General features: G+C 45.4%; 15 protein-coding genes, 1 tRNA gene and 1 riboswitch. Of the genes, 7 read left to right on the forward strand and 9 right to left on the reverse strand.

All coding sequences use genetic code 11. The features are described from left to right. The first annotated feature begins 46 nt into the window (after positions 1–46). Complete coding sequence (locus EL216_RS04725) at positions 47–2,170, forward strand: AsmA family protein (protein ID WP_085389352.1); 2,124 nt, start codon at positions 47–49, stop codon at positions 2,168–2,170. Between the two features lie 70 nt (positions 2,171–2,240). On the opposite strand, the gene EL216_RS04730 is transcribed toward EL216_RS04725, so the two are convergent. Further along, entirely contained in the window at positions 2,241–3,383 is a 1,143-nt protein-coding gene (locus tag EL216_RS04730) for a THUMP domain-containing class I SAM-dependent RNA methyltransferase (protein ID WP_085389584.1), read from the reverse strand. A gap of 353 nt (positions 3,384–3,736) precedes the next feature. Between EL216_RS04730 and trpC the strand changes: the two genes are divergently transcribed. Further along, the gene (trpC, locus tag EL216_RS04735; RefSeq protein WP_085389351.1) at positions 3,737–4,519 is read left to right on the forward strand and encodes an indole-3-glycerol phosphate synthase TrpC; all 783 of its coding nucleotides are present in this window, start codon (positions 3,737–3,739) and stop codon (positions 4,517–4,519) included. Positions 4,520–4,750: 231 nt separating this feature from the next. On the opposite strand, the gene EL216_RS04740 is transcribed toward trpC, so the two are convergent. Further along, a complete protein-coding gene (locus tag EL216_RS04740; protein ID WP_085389350.1) occupies positions 4,751–7,576 on the reverse strand; it encodes a valine--tRNA ligase in 2,826 nt (941 codons plus the stop codon). Positions 7,577–8,111: 535 nt separating this feature from the next. On the opposite strand from EL216_RS04740, the gene EL216_RS04745 reads away from it, so the two are divergent. After that, positions 8,112–8,354 (forward strand): hypothetical protein, encoded by a 243-nt coding sequence (locus EL216_RS04745; protein WP_126300840.1) that lies wholly within the window; start codon positions 8,112–8,114, stop codon positions 8,352–8,354. A gap of 307 nt (positions 8,355–8,661) precedes the next feature. On the opposite strand, the gene EL216_RS04750 is transcribed toward EL216_RS04745, so the two are convergent. The 3 genes from EL216_RS04750 to EL216_RS04760 form a co-directional block, all read right to left on the reverse strand. Next, positions 8,662–9,828, reverse strand: a complete 1,167-nt coding sequence (locus tag EL216_RS04750) for an efflux RND transporter periplasmic adaptor subunit (protein WP_085389583.1) — start codon at positions 9,826–9,828, stop codon at positions 8,662–8,664. Between the two features lie 365 nt (positions 9,829–10,193). Continuing rightward, complete coding sequence (locus EL216_RS04755; protein WP_085389348.1) at positions 10,194–11,591, reverse strand: efflux transporter outer membrane subunit; 1,398 nt, start codon at positions 11,589–11,591, stop codon at positions 10,194–10,196. A 66-nt stretch (positions 11,592–11,657) separates the two neighbouring features. Then, complete coding sequence (locus tag EL216_RS04760) at positions 11,658–12,149, reverse strand: MarR family transcriptional regulator (RefSeq protein ID WP_085389347.1); 492 nt, start codon at positions 12,147–12,149, stop codon at positions 11,658–11,660. Positions 12,150–12,730: 581 nt separating this feature from the next. Next, positions 12,731–12,775, forward strand: a riboswitch (PreQ1 riboswitch). A 4-nt stretch (positions 12,776–12,779) separates the two neighbouring features. On the opposite strand from EL216_RS04760, the gene queF reads away from it, so the two are divergent. Both queF and EL216_RS04770 read left to right on the forward strand, forming a co-directional pair. Beyond that, complete coding sequence (queF, locus tag EL216_RS04765) at positions 12,780–13,253, forward strand: preQ(1) synthase (RefSeq protein ID WP_085389346.1); 474 nt, start codon at positions 12,780–12,782, stop codon at positions 13,251–13,253. 201 nt (positions 13,254–13,454) lie between these two features. Then, positions 13,455–14,135, forward strand: coding sequence for a 7-cyano-7-deazaguanine/7-aminomethyl-7-deazaguanine transporter (locus tag EL216_RS04770; RefSeq protein ID WP_085389345.1), 681 nt, complete (start codon positions 13,455–13,457; stop codon positions 14,133–14,135). 69 nt (positions 14,136–14,204) lie between these two features. On the opposite strand, the gene EL216_RS04775 is transcribed toward EL216_RS04770, so the two are convergent. Continuing rightward, positions 14,205–14,276 (reverse strand) — tRNA-Arg (locus EL216_RS04775). A gap of 14 nt (positions 14,277–14,290) precedes the next feature. Continuing rightward, positions 14,291–15,265: a polyprenyl synthetase family protein gene (locus tag EL216_RS04780; protein ID WP_085389344.1), complete on the reverse strand. Its 975-nt coding sequence runs from the start codon at positions 15,263–15,265 to the stop codon at positions 14,291–14,293. 246 nt (positions 15,266–15,511) lie between these two features. Here EL216_RS04780 and rplU point away from each other — a divergent pair, with 246 nt between their 5' ends. After that, the gene (rplU, locus tag EL216_RS04785) at positions 15,512–15,820 is read left to right on the forward strand and encodes a 50S ribosomal protein L21 (protein WP_126300841.1); all 309 of its coding nucleotides are present in this window, start codon (positions 15,512–15,514) and stop codon (positions 15,818–15,820) included. A 22-nt stretch (positions 15,821–15,842) separates the two neighbouring features. Beyond that, entirely contained in the window at positions 15,843–16,115 is a 273-nt protein-coding gene (gene rpmA, locus EL216_RS04790) for a 50S ribosomal protein L27 (RefSeq protein ID WP_085389342.1), read from the forward strand. A gap of 441 nt (positions 16,116–16,556) precedes the next feature. On the opposite strand, the gene EL216_RS04795 is transcribed toward rpmA, so the two are convergent. Next, positions 16,557–18,209, reverse strand: a complete 1,653-nt coding sequence (locus EL216_RS04795; protein ID WP_085389341.1) for a transferrin-binding protein-like solute binding protein — start codon at positions 18,207–18,209, stop codon at positions 16,557–16,559. A 291-nt stretch (positions 18,210–18,500) separates the two neighbouring features. Next, on the reverse strand, positions 18,501–19,184 hold the full coding sequence (locus tag EL216_RS04800) for a hypothetical protein (RefSeq protein WP_085389340.1): 684 nt from the start codon (positions 19,182–19,184) through the stop codon (positions 18,501–18,503). Positions 19,185–19,187: the final 3 nt, after the last annotated feature.

Consider the following 19,187-nt stretch of genomic DNA (forward strand, 5'->3'; position numbering starts at 1 on the left):
GGACGGGCTATGCTATACTTCGATAATCCGTTTTTATTCCTTTATCATGATTTGCCTGCCCCGCTCCGGAAAATTCTGGCTGAGATTCATCGTATTTGGCGGCTTCATTGCCATATTGCTGATATTCGGTTTTTACGCTTCCCTGCTGTATGTATTCAGCAGCGAACGCATTCATGCACTGGCCGACGAATCGGTGGCCGGTACCGGGCGTTCCATCCGCTTCAGCGACAAAATAGGCCGCAACTGGCTACCCCGCCCGACCATCGTGCTGCGTGATGTCGTACTCAGCAAACCCGACAGCAGCGCATCTGCCGTCCATATCGAAGAAATGAGCATCGGCCTCGCATGGAGCGGCTTGTGGAACCGTTCCCCCATTATCGAAAAATGGGTGGTTAAAGAAGCCGATGCCGAAATCACACGCCGAAGCGACGGAAGTTGGAGCCTGCGGGACTTATGGAAAAAATCAGACGGCTCCGTTGAAATCAACCGCCTGGTTGTGGAAAACAGCCGTCTGAACATCAACCTACCCGACGGCAGCTATCACGTCCGGCAATTCGGTTTGAACGTGGGAGGCGAAAACGAAAACAGCCGCGTTTTCCATTCCGAAGGCACCGTCAGCCGCGCTCCGTCCGAAACCGCTTCGTGGAAAAGCAACGGCACATTGCGCCGAAACGGTAAACAGTGGGAACTGCCTGCACTGAATGTTGAAGCCCAAGCCCCCGTTAACGGCGAAACAGCCACCGTAGCAGCCACAGCGGATTTGGTTTGGCAGCCACAAGCCAATACTTTATACACACGCAACCTCAACCTGCGTGCCGACAGCTCGTGGCAGCAGTTGCACCTTACCGCCCGTAGCCCGCTGCTGCTTTGGAAAACCAATCATCTCACCATCAACAAATTAAGCGGCGTATTCACCGCCGGCGAAGGACACAACCGATGGGACGGTTCGCTCTCTCTTACCCGCGCCAGCCTGCGCCCCGGCATCGCCACCGTCAGCAAAGTCGAATTCAACGGCGGCTACCGCACTGATACAAAACACACCACCTTCAATATTTCCGGCCCGCTAATCTGGCGGAAAAACAAGCTGTTGCAGTCAGAAAACCTTTTAATCACCAGCCATCTCGACAATACCCAATCTTCGCCCAATTCACGCCTGATCAGCCGTTTGAACGGCAATTTCTCTTTGGTAAACAACCGCAATTGGACAACCGAATTGAAAGGGCTGTTTGACCGCCAGCCGGTTACTTTCTCGGCCGCGTACACGGCTGCCGGGGAAGACCCTGCCAAACTCACTGCCCAACTCAATCTGCAAAAACTGACCCTCGCCCCCTATTGGAGCGACTTTCAGGCACAGGCCGGCGACCTCTACCCCGCCCTACTTAACCGCCGCCAGATTCCTAACATCGAAGCAGGCATCAAAATCGGCAGCCTAACCATGCCCAACCTCCAAGTTGACGACCTGCAAACGCTGCTTTATGCCGACAGCCGCCGCATCGCCCTCACCCATTTCCGCGCGGGTTTATACGGCGGCACCACCGAAGGAGGCATCAGTATCGCCAATACCACTCCTCCCTCCTACCATCTGCAGCAAAACGCTCAAGGCGTACAAATCCGCCCGCTGCTTCAAGATTTGCTCGGTTACCATAACATCAGCGGCACCGGTGATGCCGTGATTGACCTCACCGCACAAGGGAATGATCGCAACAGTCTCACCAAAGCCCTTAACGGCAGCCTGCAATTGAATGTATCTGACGGCTCGTGGATGGGCGTAGACATGAACAACATTCTGCAAAGTGTACGCAACAACACCGCCATCGGCGGCAACGGACGCAATCTACAAACACCCTTCCGCCAGTTTTCCTTAACCAGCGATATCCGTAACGGTGTCGGCAAACATATCAACGCAGAACTTTTGTCCGACAGCCTGAAAATTAGTAGTAACGGACAAACCGACCTCAATACTCAAACCGTATCTGAAAACGTATTAATCCAAAATATCCGCAACCCCGAAGCCAAACCCGTACCGCTCAAAATCAGCGGGCCGGTCAACAACCCTTCCGTAACCATCGATTTCAACCGCCTGACCTCCGGCCTGAACACCCCTGAAGAAAAACAGCGTGCTTTAGCCGAAACGCTGAAAGAGCAATGGCTATGGTTAAACCCGCGTTGATTTGTATCGCTTGGATTAAAGAGGCCGTCTGAAATATTTTCAGACGGCCTCTCATCTTTACCCAAACCGATCAACGGTTCGAGCCTTGCACCATATCCATCAAAAACAGCCGGCAATCGAGATTGCCGTTATACAGCGGCACTTTGCGTTTGGGCGAAAGCCGCATGAACTTCGGCATGTCGCGGTCGCCGGTAAACATGCCCACCAGCCAGCCTGCGTAATGCTGCTTCAGCCAAGTACCCAGTTGCGGATACAGAGCCTGCAATGCCTGCACTTCGGCCAAGCGCACGCCGTAGGGCGGGTTGGAAATCATGATGCCGTTTTCACCGTTGGGGCGCACGGATTGTGCGTCTTTCACTTCCCAGCGGATGATGTCGTCCACTTCCGCCGCCTGCGCGTTGGCGATGGCGGTGCGTATCATGTGGCGGTCGTTGTCGCTGCCGCCGATGGCGGAGGCCGTCTGAAACTGAATCTGCTGCTCGGCTTCGCGGCGGATTTTTTCCCACAATGTTTTATCGAACCCTTGCAGTTTTTCAAACCCGAAACGGCGCATCAGGCCGGGGGCGCGGCGGGTGGCTATCCATGCCGCTTCGATGGCAATCGTGCCGCTGCCGCAAAACGGGTCTTGAAACGGCTGCGTGCCGTCGTAACCGGCCAGCAGCAGCAAACCGGCGGCCAGATTTTCGCGCAACGGCGCTTCGCCGGTTTCTTGGCGGTAGCCGCGTTTGAACAAGGCTTCGCCGCTGGTGTCGATAAAAATCTGCACGGTTTGGTCGTTGATAAAGGCGTGAATGCGCACGTCGGGCTGCACTTTGCCCACGCTCGGGCGGGCGTTGCAGGCTTCGCGGAACGCGTCGCACAGGGCATCTTTGATTTTCAGGCCGACAAAATCAAGGCTCTTCACCCGCGCGCGCTTGCCTTCCACTTTCACTTTAAAGGTTTGTTCCAGCGCAAACCAGTTTGTCCAACGGATATTGCGGGCGAGTGTGTAGATGTCGTTTTCGTTGCGGTAGCTGCCTTTGGTCAGTTGCAGCAGCACGCGGCTGGCGGTGCGCGAATGCAGGTTGACGCGGTAAACGTGTTCCAACGTGCCTTTGCAGGCAACGCCGCCGTCGGTCGCTTCAATCTGTGTGCAGCCCTGTGCGGCCAATTCTTGGGACAATACGGTTTCCAAACCGCGCGGGCAGGTAATAAAGAGGGAATATCGGGTCATGGCACTTTCTTTGTGAAGAAGCATTCAGGCCGTCTGAATGCGGTAGAAAAACTGATTATAGCCGATAAACAGACCGGTGCTTTGGCAAAAATGGCCGCCGCTTCTCTTTAGGTAGACATTCGGCTTACTCCACAAAACAGCCACCTTTTCGTTTACAAACCGATGCCTCTTCTCATTTTACTCTGCCTGCACACTTACCCGGCTTCGGCCTGCTTGCCGCCAAGCCTTGAACCGCATCACTATCCGAGCATTTTGCCAATGGTTTAGGCCGTCTGAATTGTTTTCAGACGGCCTTATCTTTATACTTCCATAGTTCAAAAATATTTAACCCCGTCCACATTCGAAAGCCTGTCATGACCGACATTCTAAACAAAATCCTAGCCACCAAAGCCGAGGAAGTGGCCGCCGCCAAAGCCGCCGTTCCTCTTGAGGAAATCAAACGCCGTGCCGAAGCCGCCGCTCCGCCGCGCGGGTTTGCCGCCGCGATTCATGCCAAACATGCCGCCGGTTTGCCCGCCGTAATTGCCGAAGTAAAAAAAGCCAGCCCGTCGAAAGGTTTAATCCGGCTGGATTTCCATCCGGTAGAAATCGCACAAGCCTACCAACGCGCGGGAGCGGCCTGCTTGTCGGTGTTGACCGACGAACAATATTTCCAAGGTTCGCCCGAATATCTGAAGCAGGTGAAAGCCGCCGTAGAACTGCCCGTGTTGCGTAAAGATTTCATCATCGACGACTATCAGATTTACCAAGCCCGGGCATGGGGAGCCGATGCCGTCCTGCTGATTGCCGCCGCATTGGAAGCCGAAGAGCTCGAACAATTCGAGCGTACCGCCCACTCGCTCGGCATGTCGGTGTTGTTGGAGCTGCATGATAAAAGCGAGCTGGAAAAATGCCGCAATCTCACCACGCCGCTATGGGGCGTGAACAACCGTAACCTGCGCACGTTTGAAGTGTCGCTGCAACAAACGCTCGACCTGCTGCCCTCGCTCAGCGGCAAAACCGTGGTTACCGAAAGCGGCATCGGCAGCAAGCAAGACGTGGAATTCATGCAGCAGCACGGCGTACACACGTTTCTAATCGGCGAAACCTTTATGCGTGCGGATGACATCGAAGCAACGGTAAAATCTCTGTTTTAATATAGTTAATAAACTTAACCCGCTTCGTCATTGCCGTGCCTTAATTCAAAGAGAATGATTTTGTGAATTATTGAAAAAAGAAAAAAATCTGTTCCTTACTGAAGATACTCCATTTTGTATCAAAACAAATTTGTTTGCCGTCAGCTAACCAATAAAAGAAAGGCCGTCTGAAAGCGAACTATGTGAGCTTCGCTAAAACTTTTCAGACGGCCTCTTGTTAAATACCGGCTTTTATTTCAACTTGGCCAGTTGCGCTTGTACTTTCGCCATTTTGTCTTCCAACTCGGCCAGCTCGGCGCGGTCTTTTTCGACCAGATGTGCAGGGGCTTTGTCGGTATAGCCGGGTTTGCTGAGTTTGGCGTTGAGTTTGTCCAACGCTTTTTGCAGCTTCTCGGCTTCTTTGTTCAGACGGGCGGTTTCAGCGGCTTTGTCGATTTCCACTTTCAACATCAAGCGCGCATTTTGGCAAACGGCCACCGGCGCATCTTCGCTTTCGGGCAGTTTGTCGACCAGCTTGGCTTCGGTCAAACGTGCCATCATCGGCACATATTTCAGCAAGGCTTCCAAATCTTTGCCGCCTTCGACAAACAACGGCGCTTTCACGCTCGGAGCCAAGCCCATTTCGCCGCGCAGGTTGCGCACCGCGCCGATTAAGTCTTGCAGTGCGGCCATTTGTTCAAACGCGGCAGGCACGATTTTTTCGTTGTCGGCAACCGGCCAAGCGGCCAGCATGATGCTGTCGGTCTTCTTGGCATTCGCCAGCGGCGCAACTGCCTGCCACAGCTCTTCGGTAATGAACGGCATAATCGGGTGCATCAGGCGCAGCACCACTTCCAACACGCGCACCAAAGTGCGGCGGGTGGCGCGCCGGGTGGATTCGCAGCCGGTTTGCAGTTGCACTTTCGCCAGCTCGATATACCAGTCGCAATACTCGTTCCACACAAATTCATACAGCGTTTGCGCTGCCAAATCAAAGCGGTAGGTATCGAATGCTTCGGCAACGGCAGCTTCGGTTTGTTGCAGACGGCCGATAATCCATTGATCGACAAAGCTATACGCCAGCGGCAGGGTTTCGTCTTGCCCGCAGTCTTTTTCTTCGGTGTTCATCAACACGAAGTTGGTGGCGTTCCACAGCTTGTTGCAGAAATTGCGGTAGCCTTCGGCGCGTTTGAAATCGAAGTTGATGCTGCGGCCGAGGCTGGCGTAGCTCGCCATCGTGAAGCGCAGTGCGTCGGTGCCGAACACAGGAATGCCTTCGGGAAACAGCTTTTCGGTGGCTTTTTTCACTTGCGGCGCTTTTTCGGGGCGGCGCAGGCCGGTGGTGCGTTTCACCAGCAGGCTTTCGAGGTCGATACCGTCGATTAAGTCGACAGGGTCAATCACGTTGCCTTCGGACTTCGACATTTTCTTGCCTTCGTGATCGCGCACCATGCCGTGGATATACACGTCTTTAAACGGCACTTTGCCGGTGAAGTGGGTGGTCATCATAATCATGCGCGCCACCCAGAAGAAGATGATTTCGTAACCGGTTACCAATACGTTGCTGGGCAAAAAGGCGTTCAATTCTTCGGTTTCAGACGGCCAGCCCAAAGTGGAGAACGGCACCATTGCAGACGAGAACCAAGTGTCCAGCACGTCTTCGTCGCGAGTTAAGCCGCTTTTGCCTGCCAGTTTTTCCGCCTCTTCCTGATTGCGGGCAACGTAAACGCGGCCGTCCGAATCGTACCAAGCGGGAATCTGATGGCCCCACCACAGTTGGCGCGAAATACACCAGTCTTGGATATTGTTCATCCATTGGTTGTAGGTGTTGACCCAGTTTTCGGGGATAAACTTCACTTGGCTGGAATCTACGGCGTGTTTGGCTTTTTCGGCCAAGCTCATGCCGGTAAACTCGCCAGCCGGCTCGCCGCCTTCGGGCTTCGCGCTCATCGCCACAAACCATTGGCTGGTCAGCATCGGCTCGATCACGCTGCCGGTGCGGTCGCCTTTCGGGGTCATCAAGGTGTGCGGTTTCACTTCCACCAACAAACCTTGCGCTTCCAAATCGGCGACGATTTGCTTGCGGGCGGCGAAGCGGTCCAAACCTGCGTAGGCTTCGGGCAAAGCAATGCCTGTCTGAACCTCGCCTTTATAGTTGAACACCTCGGCTTGGCTTAAAACTTTCGCTTCCAAATCAAATATATTGATTAAAGCCGTGTCGTGGCGTTTGCCGACTTCGTAGTCATTGAAATCATGCGCGGGCGTAATCTTCACACAGCCGGTGCCGAAATCTTTTTCCACATATTCGTCGGCAATCACGGGAATGGTGCGGCCGGTAAGCGGCAACACCAGTTCTTTGCCGATTAAATGACGGTAACGCTCGTCTTCGGGATGAACCGCCACCGCCACGTCGCCCAACATGGTTTCGGGGCGGGTGGTGGCCACAATCACGCTTTCAGACGGCCTCTCCGCCAACGGATAGCGGATGTGCCACATACTACCCTGCTCTTCCACGCTTTCCACTTCAAGGTCGGAAACGGCAGTACCGAGCACAGGATCCCAGTTCACCAAACGCTTGCCGCGGTAAATCAAGCCCTGCTCAAACAGGCGCACGAACACTTCGGTAACCACTTCGGCGCGGGTGTCGTCCATCGTGAAATATTCGCGGCTCCAGTCGGCCGAACAACCCATGCGGCGCATTTGTTCGGTGATCGTGCCGCCGGACATATTTTTCCATTCCCACACTTTTTCAAGAAAGGCTTCGCGCCCCAAATCATGACGGGAAACGCCTTTTTCGGCCAACTGGCGCTCCACCACAATCTGCGTGGCGATACCGGCGTGGTCGGTACCGGGAATCCAGCAGGTATTGCGGCCTTTCATACGGTAATAACGCGTGAGGCCGTCCATAATCGTTTGGTTGAAGGCATGCCCCATGTGCAGGGTGCCGGTAACGTTGGGCGGAGGAAGCTGGATGGAGAACGATTCTGCGGCGGCCATATCCGGCTGGAAATAACCTTGCGATTGCCAGTTTTGATAATGTTTGGCTTCGATTTCGGCGGGATTATATTTGTCTAGCATGATGTTTTTCGTATTGGCTGGAAATGATTCTGAATTGACAGATTATAACGCAAACAGCCGTCTGAAGTTAGAAGCATAACGGGCAATCCGGCCGTTTTATGATTCGGACTGATGCGGTTCCGATGGTGAATGAGGCCGTCTGAAAAAAGATTTTCGGACGGCCCGAGTATTTTGTTACAGAAAAAAATATAGATGCTTATCACAAACCGGAAAAAGTAAATTTTGCCAAGGCTTCAGGCTGTTTATGTTGCGGGTTAAACGGTATTTCGGCTTTATTGTAAGGATATTCAATTTCAAAATGATAAGAAATGAACAATATCAAAATGCCGTCTGAAGACACTTACTTACAGTTTTCCAATACCGTGCAGCCTATCAAAATCAACTCAAAATCATGTTTATATCATTGATTTAAATTAATCTTTTTTTACCGCCGTATTTTAGGTTATTTTTGAACTTTTCTTCTTTCAGCTTTTCTCACAGTAACATGTTACAGAACATGGTATTTTTTATTAATCTTGAAGAAGAGGATGTACTGATGAAAAAATTTATCGCACTTTTGACTACCGCCGCATTATCCGCCACAGTAATGGCAGCTCCCGTTGAAAAAGCGGCCACCAGCAAAGTAGAGGAAAAAGTAACAGGCTCCCAATCTGCCAAGTCTGCCAAAAAAACCAAGAATTCAACCAAAGCAGCTACCGGCACCGCTACAACCGGCGCTGCTACCGTTACTCCTTTAGACGCTTCAGGCGTAGGAGCAGCCAGCGGCGTGGTGAAATAATAATCCGCCCGTTAAATCCGACTGCTCTGAAAAGCCTGTCCCTTGAGGACAGGCTTTCTTTTTTTAAATATTTAACGGCTTGATTGAGGTGGACGAATAATCATGCCGGGCCGCGAATACCCATATACGGTGCGTTCAAACTCAATCAACAACTCTCATTATCAAGCCGCAATGAACAGCGGCATGGTAAAAAAATGCCGTCTGAAAACATTCAGACGGCCTCTTGGTTTATGTGTAATGTTTGGATTTTCTACGCCTATATTCAAAATAATCCGTTGATACTGGGAAAACTGTTTGAAACATAATGCTATTTTGCATATCTTTCGAATATCTGTTCAATCAAAGCATCAGCAGAAGACCAATCGGTTACGTCCGCTTCCGGCATATCCGTCTTCTTTCCCATTCCCTCTGACACTACCTTGCCGTCTCCCGAGTTTGCAGTATCCACTTTGGCCGTCATTGACAACCCAACCCGCAGCGGATTGGCTTTCAATTCACGCGCATCCAAACTGATGCGTACCGGCACATATTGAACCATATCCGCTGATTCTGCTTTCCCATTGCTGGAAAAAATGCTGCCCGAACCAACCGACAAGCCTATAACCTTACCGTGATAGGTTACTCTGCTTCCATATAAATCCGCAGTCATCTCCACCGGCTGCCCAATACGCATTTTACGCAACTGGGTTTCTTTAAAATTGGCATCGACCCACAAATTCTGTAAAGGAACAACCGACATAACCGCTACTCCAGGCTCAACCCGTTGCCCTACTTGAATATTTCTTTTGGCAATTTGCCCTGCTATCGGTGCCCGGATTTGTGTTCTCTGAAGATTCAGCCAAGCATCTTTAATGTGGCTGATTGCAGTTTGCACGGCAGGCTGCTGTCGTAAAGGCACATTCTTACCCAGCATTGCCTGTGCGGAAGCCTCTTCTGCTTCCATCGCCTTTAAAGCTGCCTGCGCCTGAATAACCGCCGCCCGCGCATGGCTTAATTCTTCTCCCGAAATGGCATCCGTTCCTGCTAGGGACTCACGGCGGCGCAAATCCGCCTGGGCTTTCGCCAAATCTGCTTTATGCAATAAAACTTGGGCTTTGGTTTGAGTTGAAACGGCAGCCTGTTGTTTATTTTTACGGATTGCCTGAATCAATTCGTTTTGAGCCCTGTCATAAGCCAATTGAAAATCACTATCGTCCAATAAAACCAGTACATCGCCTTTTTTAACAATACCGGTATCATCCGCCATTATTTTACGCACAGAACCTGCTATCTGAGGCGTAATCTGAACCGAATGCCCTGCAACATAAGCATCTTCCGTGATTTCTTCATGCTGCCAAACTAAAAAATACATCATGGCCAACACCAGCGAAACTGCGATAAAAAACAGCGTAACCAGAGTCAAATTGCGCATGTACCGAGAAGATAAAGAAGGCTTAGATGTTGTATCTGTCGCGTTGTTTTGTGAAGTATTCATCATCCCGTTTATTCCGATTGATTTTCTTCAAAATCTACATTTCAGACGGCATCCATTGAAGTGGGCCGACATTATTATTGTAAAAAAATTCATTTATCAAAAACAAAATTTCTTTGTATCAGAGCTGTTTTAAAATGAATTTATCGCTTATAAATTCTTTTTATTTTATAGCTATGGCAGTTTCTTAAGCAAGTTATAGTACGGCTAAATATTAAGCATATTTCAAGCCCGAGGTATCTGCTACACATACTGAAATAAAGCAAAAAACTGAAATTTATCAATTATATATAAAAGATAAAATTTCAGACGGCCTATACAACCTAGGCCGTCTGAATTGAAACATTTCCATCGGATTTGATACTCTGTCACATCTTAAAACCGCCACCCAATTGGGCATGTACATTACTCCATGCGATCGCCAAATCAGCCTTGGTTTGTACCGCTTTCATTTTCAATTTCAAAGTTTCATCCCGTTTTTGCAAATGGGTCAAGCCGTTATCTAGCCCTGCACGCATACGGCGCAAAGTAGCTACCTCCACTTTCTGTGCCGTATTGACAATGCGCTCCTGAAAAGCAACCTGCTGTTGCAGATTTTGATAATCGTTTATTGCATCGGCCGCAGAACGCATAGCATTCAATACCGTTTGATCATAAATAGCAACTTGTTCATTATATTGAGCATTTCTCACAGCCAACTGAGATTGCAATACCCTCGACTGAAAAATCGGCAACCTCAATGCCGGTGAAATACCTACAACGGCCGAGCTTTTTGCTTTGACCACATCAAAAGCATCAATATGTGTCAATCCGGCTAATAATTTCAATTCTATATTGGGATAAAATTGAGCTTTGGCTTCTTGAATATTATGAAATTTTGCCTGCAACAAAGAACGTTGTGCCGCAATATCAGGACGGCTGCCCAATAAATCCGCACGAACATTACCTACCGCCAACCTCGGAACAGAAGAAACCAAACCGGGTTGTTTATCGGCCAAAGCATTCGGGGTTTTTCCAACTAAAGCAGCCAAACTATAACGAACCGATTTCTCTATACGCTCAAGTTGGAGTAACTCTATCTGCAATTGCTGCTGCATCAATTCTGATTGATAAACCGCACTTGCCGGTAAAATCTTTGCCTGAACACGACGCATCAGCAATTTTTCAGAGTCTTTGGCAATATCAATGCGCTGGCGGATAATCTTCTGCTGTCCAACTACCGCTTGCCATGCAAAATATTGTGCTGCTACCGCATTGGCCAATTCGATGCGCAATTGGGCTGCCTCATAAGCAATTGCTTTCCTACGCCCGAGAGCAGAAGCAATACGGGAACGATTTTTACCCCAGAAATCAAACACCCAGCGATTTTGCAAAGCAGTATGGGCCGTTAACAAAATATGATCAGTATCGCCTTGATTCGCAACAGGTTTAGAGTTTGCATATATACCAACTCCTTGTGCAATTAAGCTCACTTGCATTTTAGAAGAGCCCTGTGCCACACCAAGCTCCGCTTCCGCCTGATCGAGGCGGGCTTTGACTATACGTAGTTTAGGGGAAATTTGAAGTGCTTCTTTTACTAAAGCATTAAGATTGAGATCACGCAGTTGCTCCCACCAAGCAGCTTGTGCGATTTGAGTTGACCGCCCCTCCGGTAACGAATACGCCGTTGGAACTTCCAACGGCGCCTGCTTACCGAATGGCGCGCAGGCACCGAGCGTACATAAAGTCAGGATGCTCAGCCTGCGAACGATAAATTTAAATTTCATGACGGGCTCTATACTCTATAAAAATATATAGTAGGTTTCGCCCACAACGCTATACTAAACCAACCATTAACCTAACCGAGTCAACAGTTTACTTAGCAGATGTTGAAGTTGGGCATAGTCTTCATCGGTAAAGTCTTCCCATGCCTCACCGCTTTTGTTAGAAATTTGCGGCCAAATTTTCTGAATGAAAGCTTCACCTTCCGGTGTTAATTTTAACACGATTTGGCGACGGTCTTGCTGGTTGATATGACGCTCTACCCAACCACGGTCTACCATTTCATCTGATAGACGAGTTGCACTGGTTCGAGTAAGGTCCATCAAATCACTTAACCGGGACGGTAATATCTCGCTATTCGGACTTACATATACAGCCATCATGGCAAACCATAGGTTTTCATTTATACCGAATTCTTTCAAACTTTCGTTCAAATGGCTGCTTAGGCGCTCGGTAACTACACGCAGCAAACGACTTGATTGGGTTTGCTGTTCGGAAAATTCAGGTAAACGCCCTGACAACAAGCGCAGAGCATTAACCAATTCAGCTTGCGAAAAACTCATTATATTCTCTTCTCGGTGTTAGTCATGAATAATGCAGCCATCTGCTTTTAAAATACGCTAAAATCTTCATTTAACACATTAAAAAGACAGAATTGCTTCTAAATGCCCACATATTAATCCAACTGTTACCTATCCCGATAAAAAACCAGATAATCGGTTTACACCACCAACAGGCGGCTTGCATTTGGCATACAACTTCCACCCACCTGAAAAATAAACCGCTCATCCTGATACAACATGCCGTTATTGCCTATAATTTAGGCAATTTTAAGGTGGCAAATTGAAATTGCTTAAGTTTAAAGCAAAAACAACAGTCAAATATTGGCTCTTTTTTAGACCTTCTCCCACTACATAGTTCGACCTCACAACATTTTTTTACGCCGTATGCATGTTGAACAAGGTTGACTTTTACTATTTTATTTTTTTAAATACAATAATTTATAAAAAATAAAGTTGTTGATTTTTACTTTTAACAAAAATAAAAGGACAACTTGTATAAAAATCTTTACAGTAACACCTGTTGCATTTTACATACACACAAACTTCACCTACTGTATTAAAATAAAATTTATACTTCTATACACTCTGTGGTTCGCAAACCTCCCACATTAAAAAACTAAGGAACTTTTCATGACCCGTAAAACAGAAGAACTACACGGTATTTCTTTACTGGGCAATCAAAACACCCAATATAAAACCGAATACGCTCCCGAAGTGCTGGAGGCATTTGAAAACAAACATCCTGACAATGATTATTTTGTTAAATTCATTTGCCCTGAATTTACCAGCCTTTGCCCAATGACAGGACAACCGGATTTTGCCACGATTCACATCCGCTATATTCCCCATATCAAAATGGTAGAAAGCAAATCACTCAAGCTGTATCTCTTCAGTTTCCGCAATCATGGCGATTTTCATGAAGATTGCGTCAACATCATCATGAAAGACCTAATCAAACTAATGCAACCTAAATATATCGAAGTATTCGGTGAATTTACTCCGCGCGGAGGCATTGCCATCCATCCTTTTGCCAATTACGGCAAGGCTGGTACGGAATTTGAAAAACTCGCCCGCGACCGTCTATTTGCACACGATACTCTTTGATTTCTATAAATCAGCAAACGCACAATATATTTAATCCAATATATTGTGATCTGCCTTACCCATCCGATAGTCATAAAACGGTTAAGGCAATAACTCCCTATAGATCAATTATCTGAAATTCACTTTTAAACAGGTATTCATTACCAAAACGCCATGCGATTTCAGTTTGAAACAAAACTGCTTTCCGAAAGATCACTAAATATGTACCAATTTAATTCCGCACAACAAAAAAAAGCCCTCATTTGGCTTTCTCTTTTTCATATTTTAATCATAGCTTCCAGTAATTATCTGGTTCAGTTTCCATTTGAAATCTTAAACATGCATACTACTTGGGGGGCATTTACCTTCCCTTTTATTTTTCTTGCAACTGATCTAACCGTACGTATTTTCGGCCAACGCCTCGCCCGTCGTATTATTTTCCGAGTAATGTTACCGGCATTGGTTCTGTCATATGCTTTTTCTGTTTTATTCAGTGAAGGAAACTGGACAGGTTGGAGCTCATTATCTTCATTTAATACCTTCGTTGGGCGTATCGCGCTCGCTAGTTTTTCTGCTTATGCGGTTGGACAATTTTTAGATATTTTTATTTTCAACAAGCTACGCAGTTTGAAATCATGGTGGATTGCACCGACGACATCAACTTTTATCGGCAATGCAATGGATACTTTAGTATTTTTCAGCATTGCATTTTATGCAAGTAGCGATACCTTTATGGCAGCAAACTGGCCGGAAATTGCGTTGGTAGATTACGTATTTAAACTAATCATATGCACCTTATTTTTCGTGCCTGCATACGGTGTTATGTTAAACGTTTTGACAAAAAAACTGATAACCTTGAAAACCAAAGAAAATGCCAAGGAATTTGTTACACAAAAAATATAGTTATTACTCTTTAGTTTAATTAAAGTAAAAAGGCCGTCTGAAAACTTTTCAGACGGCCTTTTATTTTAGCCCCGCCGACAGGAATCGAACCTGTATTTTACGCTTAGGAGGCATACGTTCTATCCGTTGAACTACAGCGGGATAAAACAAGGCTATTAAGAAACTCTCGCTAACGACTCTTCCGCCAATTGACGCATAGCTTGTGTAACCTCGTTATCAGGCAATATATCCAAACAAGTAACGGCTTTTTCCACGGCTTTTTTTGCCTCACTAACGGAATAGGATAATGCCTCAGAATGAATAACATGACGATAAATTTTATCGAAACAACTACGATCAGCATTTTCCAAAGCTTGACGAACATCTGAGGCTACTGATTCATCCCCTTGCCGCATCAAATAAATAAGTGGCAACGTCGGTTTACCTTCTGCCAAATCATCACCGACATTTTTGCCGATTTCTACCGTATCTCCCGAATAATCCAACACATCGTCAATAATCTGAAAAGCTGTACCTACATACATGCCGTAGTCTTTTAATGCTTGCTCTTGCTCCGATGTAGCACCGGCCAAAATTGCCCCTACTTGAGCCGCTGCCTCAAACAATTTGGCAGTTTTATACTGGATAACACGAACGTACTCAGCTTCAGTAATATCTGTATTCCCGATATTCATTAGCTGCATGACTTCACCTTCGGCAATAATATTAGTAGCATCCGCCATGATCTCTAAAATTTTCATACTCCCCGAACCTACCATCAACTGAAAAGCACGGGTATATAAAAAATCACCTACCAACACGGCAGCAGCATTGCCAAAAAGATTATTTGCTGTTTCACGTCCACGACGCAATTGACTCTCATCAACCACATCGTCATGCAATAAAGTTGAAGTATGGATAAACTCTACCATCGCTGCAAGCGAATACAGTTTCTGATCATCATACCCTAAAGCTTTCCCAGCCAAAATTGTGATAATCGGACGCAATCGCTTTCCGCCGGCACTAATGATATAAGTGCCGATTTGTGAAATCAAAGCTACTTCAGACTGCACAGCCTGATTAATCACAACATTGACTTTGGCAAGATCGTCATTCAGATGACGTTGGAAATAAGGCAGATTTTCAAGCATGACTTAAACGGTTTCAGGTAATGCGCAAAATAACGCGGATTCTTCGTATTTAGGATATAAAATAAAACATAACATTTAATTATAACAGCAAAGGCCGTCTGCTGCATGAGCTCGAATTTCTCAAAAGATTCCTAAACTTAATAGTTTAAAAATAAACTTTGACAAAACAGATAAATAAAAATAAAATACACGATTCTGTGCATGGGGCACAGATATTTTAAAACCTGAATTCTCATGGAGTTGAGTATGTACGCGGTCATAAAAACCGGCGGTAAACAATACAAAGTTACTGTTGGCGAAAAATTGAAAATAGAACAGATACCTGCCGAACTCGACAGCCAAATCGAACTGAACGAAGTTTTGATGATTGCTGACGGCGAATCTGTAAAAGTTGGCGCACCCTTTATCGAAGGTGCAAAAGTAACAGTTAAAGTAATTGCTCACGGTCGTGGCGAAAAAGTGCGCATTTTCAAAATGCGCCGTCGCAAACACTACCAAAAGCGTCAAGGTCATCGCCAAAATTTCACCCAAATCGAAATCGTGGCAATCGCTTAATTAATAATTAGGAGTAAATAAAATGGCAACCAAAAAAGCTGGTGGTAGCTCTAAAAACGGTCGCGATTCAGAAGCTAAACGCTTAGGTGTGAAAGCCTTCGGCAATGAACTGATTCCTGCCGGTTCAATCATTGTACGTCAACGTGGTACACGTTTCCATGCAGGCGAAAACGTGGGCATGGGTAAAGACCATACTTTGTTTGCAAAAGTTGATGGTTATGTTGAATTCAAAACTAAAGGTGCACTAAACCGCAAAACCGTAAGTGTACGCCCTTATACTGGTGCTGATGAGTAATTAAGTCGGTACATCAATACAACTAAATATAAAAACTGCACTTTAAAAGTTCTACTTTTAAGGTGCAGTTTCTTTTTATTTAAAGGAGGGACGAGAAGTAATATCTTGAAGAAATATTATTCCGTGCAATGTTCTATACCAATAAATTTAATTTGGATATTTTTCCATAATAAACAACTACTATAACCAATATACTTATTTTTGATACAAAGTAGCAAACCACAAACAGTACAGACAATACGGAGAGAAGCAGCAGTAACATAAAAAAGTAAAGTTTATTTATTACATCAAAAAATAACTACGCCATAAATACTGATTCCTTATTATTTCCCAAATTTTGTAGAACATAATTCAGACTGATTTAATTTTTTATAAAGCTAAAGAAAAGGCCGTCTGAAAACTTTTTTCAGACGGCCTCTAAAATATAAGTATCAACAAACTTTACGGCTTAGATTTATCAGCCTTTTCTGCAGTAGCACCGATAACACCTTCCCAACCGTTTTCACGGTCTTCATAAGATGCTCGACCTGTCAGTACACTACCGTCTTTACCATAAAATCCACCTGAAAAATTTCCATTAAAAGAAGGTTTATCTGACTGATTATTGTGGAAAAATAAATAACCTCCAATTGATCCGTCCTCATTGACGCTCACATGATTGTTACTGCGCGAGGCTCTTCTTTCATGTAAAGTCCATAAACCACCGTCTTTATCATGAATATCCATTTTCAGCTTTTTCTCGCCAACAAAATATGTAGCAGAAACAGTTGCCTCCAATTGACGTGGGTCAGCATGATATTGATAAAGCATTTTACCATTATAGTTGATATCACCCATACTAACAGGGCGTTGCTGTAAACTTTGGTCTGCATATTGCAGATAGAGATCATGCAAAGTAACGTACTTATCTTTATAAAGATCCTGCTTCTGCTCAGCTACTCTAGCATAGCCATAATAACCAACCAAAGCACCCGTGCTATCACGCAAAGTTTCAATTTTCGGAGTACCTACAAAACTATGTGGATCCAATACAGTTAATTCTACTTTTCTATTATTATCATTCAGAACCAATTTAACTAAATTACCGTCAACAACACCATTTTTAGCGTAAGGAACCAAACGTTCAAAAACTTCTTTATCATTCAGGCTTTGGGCAAGAGGCTGTTGCAATTTATCCAGTTCTGTTTTTTCAGCTTGAGGCGTATCTACTTTTGGTGAATCAACAAGCTGATTTGATTGTGATTCAACCGTTTCTTTCACTCGAGACTCAGTATCTGTATTTGATATATCAACAGAAGAATCAGCTTGCAGTTCTGCTGTTTTTTCTTCTTTAGATTTCTCTGCTTCTGTTTCTTTAGCTGAAGATTGGGTTTGGGGCTCTATCGGTTGTTCTGTTTTTTCGGAAGTGCTTTCTTTAGATTCTTCAGAAGGCTTTTCGGCTTGCAATTCCGCTATTTTTTCTTCTTTAGGTTTGCTTTCTTCTTTTACTTCTTCAGCAGGTTGTTTCATTTGCGGATTTGTCGGTTGTTCTGCTTGAGGCTCGCTTACTTTGGATTCTTCTGTAGGCTGCTGCTTAATTTCAGATTCTACTAATTTTTCCTCTTTAGGTTTATCTGCTTTTACTTCTTGAGCTGACGGATTGGTTTTAGGAGGCTCGGGTTGTTCTATTTGAGGTTTGCTTACTTTGGTTTCTTCAGTAGGCTTTTGTTTAACTTGAGAATCTACCGTTTTTTTCTCTTCAAATTTATCTGCCTTTATTTCTTGAGTTGAGGAGTTGTTTTTAGGGTTTACCGATTGTTCTGTTTGAGTTTTTTTAGCTTCAGATTTCCCCTCGGGTTGTTTAACCTGCGTTTTTTCTTTTGCTGAAGGTTTATTCTTTTGAGATTTATCTGCCTGTGAATTTACTTGTACTTGTTCTGATTTTCCTTTCTGTTCACCTACTTTGGGTACAGAGAGGGTCTTCTGTTCTACTTTCTGAGTCGGTTTGGAAGAAGGCATTGTCTCAGGCGCTTTACCGCCGCCACTGCCGCATGCAGATAAAGTAAGCATAGTTAATAAAGTAAGCGTGCCGTTGACCCGTAATTTTGTTTTCATTGTTGTTCCTATTCAAAATGTGAATTGAATTTAAAATTCATTTTTACAAATGACCGGCAATTTTATTTCTCAGTGTCTTTCCGAGTCAAAAATTTATATCTGAAATGACCCCAAATCTTTCAGTCTTAGACAAAATTACCAACAATTACAATATCTCGCATAATTTTTCATCATACTTTGATTAGAAATCTATTGAGAAAAGTATCCTCTCACTTCTTATAATTGTTACTAAGAAAAAAGGCCGTCTTAAAACTTCAGACAGCCTTTTTTTGCAATGGAAATATGTATGGATTATTGAATGCTTTTTATAGCATATTCAATTTTATCCACCTTACCGTTGGTTTCATTGTTTACGACCAATACCTTCGGTATAAACATCTGATAGCTCCGTAAATAATATCCTTGAAAACCCTGGATAATACGCAACGTTCCCTCTTCATTGCTCAACAGAGCATTACAATTGGCAACTTGCACTTGCCCTTTGAGTTTTTTATACAGCTTTGCTGCATTGTCCGCTGCACCCAGCTGGCAATATTCACGCCAAATCAAGCGTCCGTTGGAATCCACTAATGTAGAACTGTTATAAACATTAGTACCATTAGCCGACCATTGGGCAGGGTAAGGGCGTAAATCAACGTTTTCAGAAAGGAAGGCATTTTTATCCATTTTCCAATCCAATTCCCAATGATTCATTAAAATAAGGCTTTCTACTTTCGGTTTTCCTTTTGCTGTGCTGACTTTACGCAATAAATTTTTAGAGGTTAGAGAAAACTTATCAATTTGCTCATATGACTGGGCATTTTCATTATTACTCTGTTCCGTAACAGCATAAACTATTTTACGGATACGGTGCTCGGGTTTACCGGCCTGATATGATGCAACAGCTTCTGAAACCGGCTGCTGATTAACAACCTTACTTGCACAAGCTGTAAGCAAGAAAGGGAAAATAATTAACGGCACAAATATTTTACACATTTT

The organism is Neisseria animaloris, from assembly GCF_900637855.1.
Taxonomy (GTDB): Bacteria; Pseudomonadota; Gammaproteobacteria; order Burkholderiales; family Neisseriaceae; genus Neisseria; species Neisseria animaloris.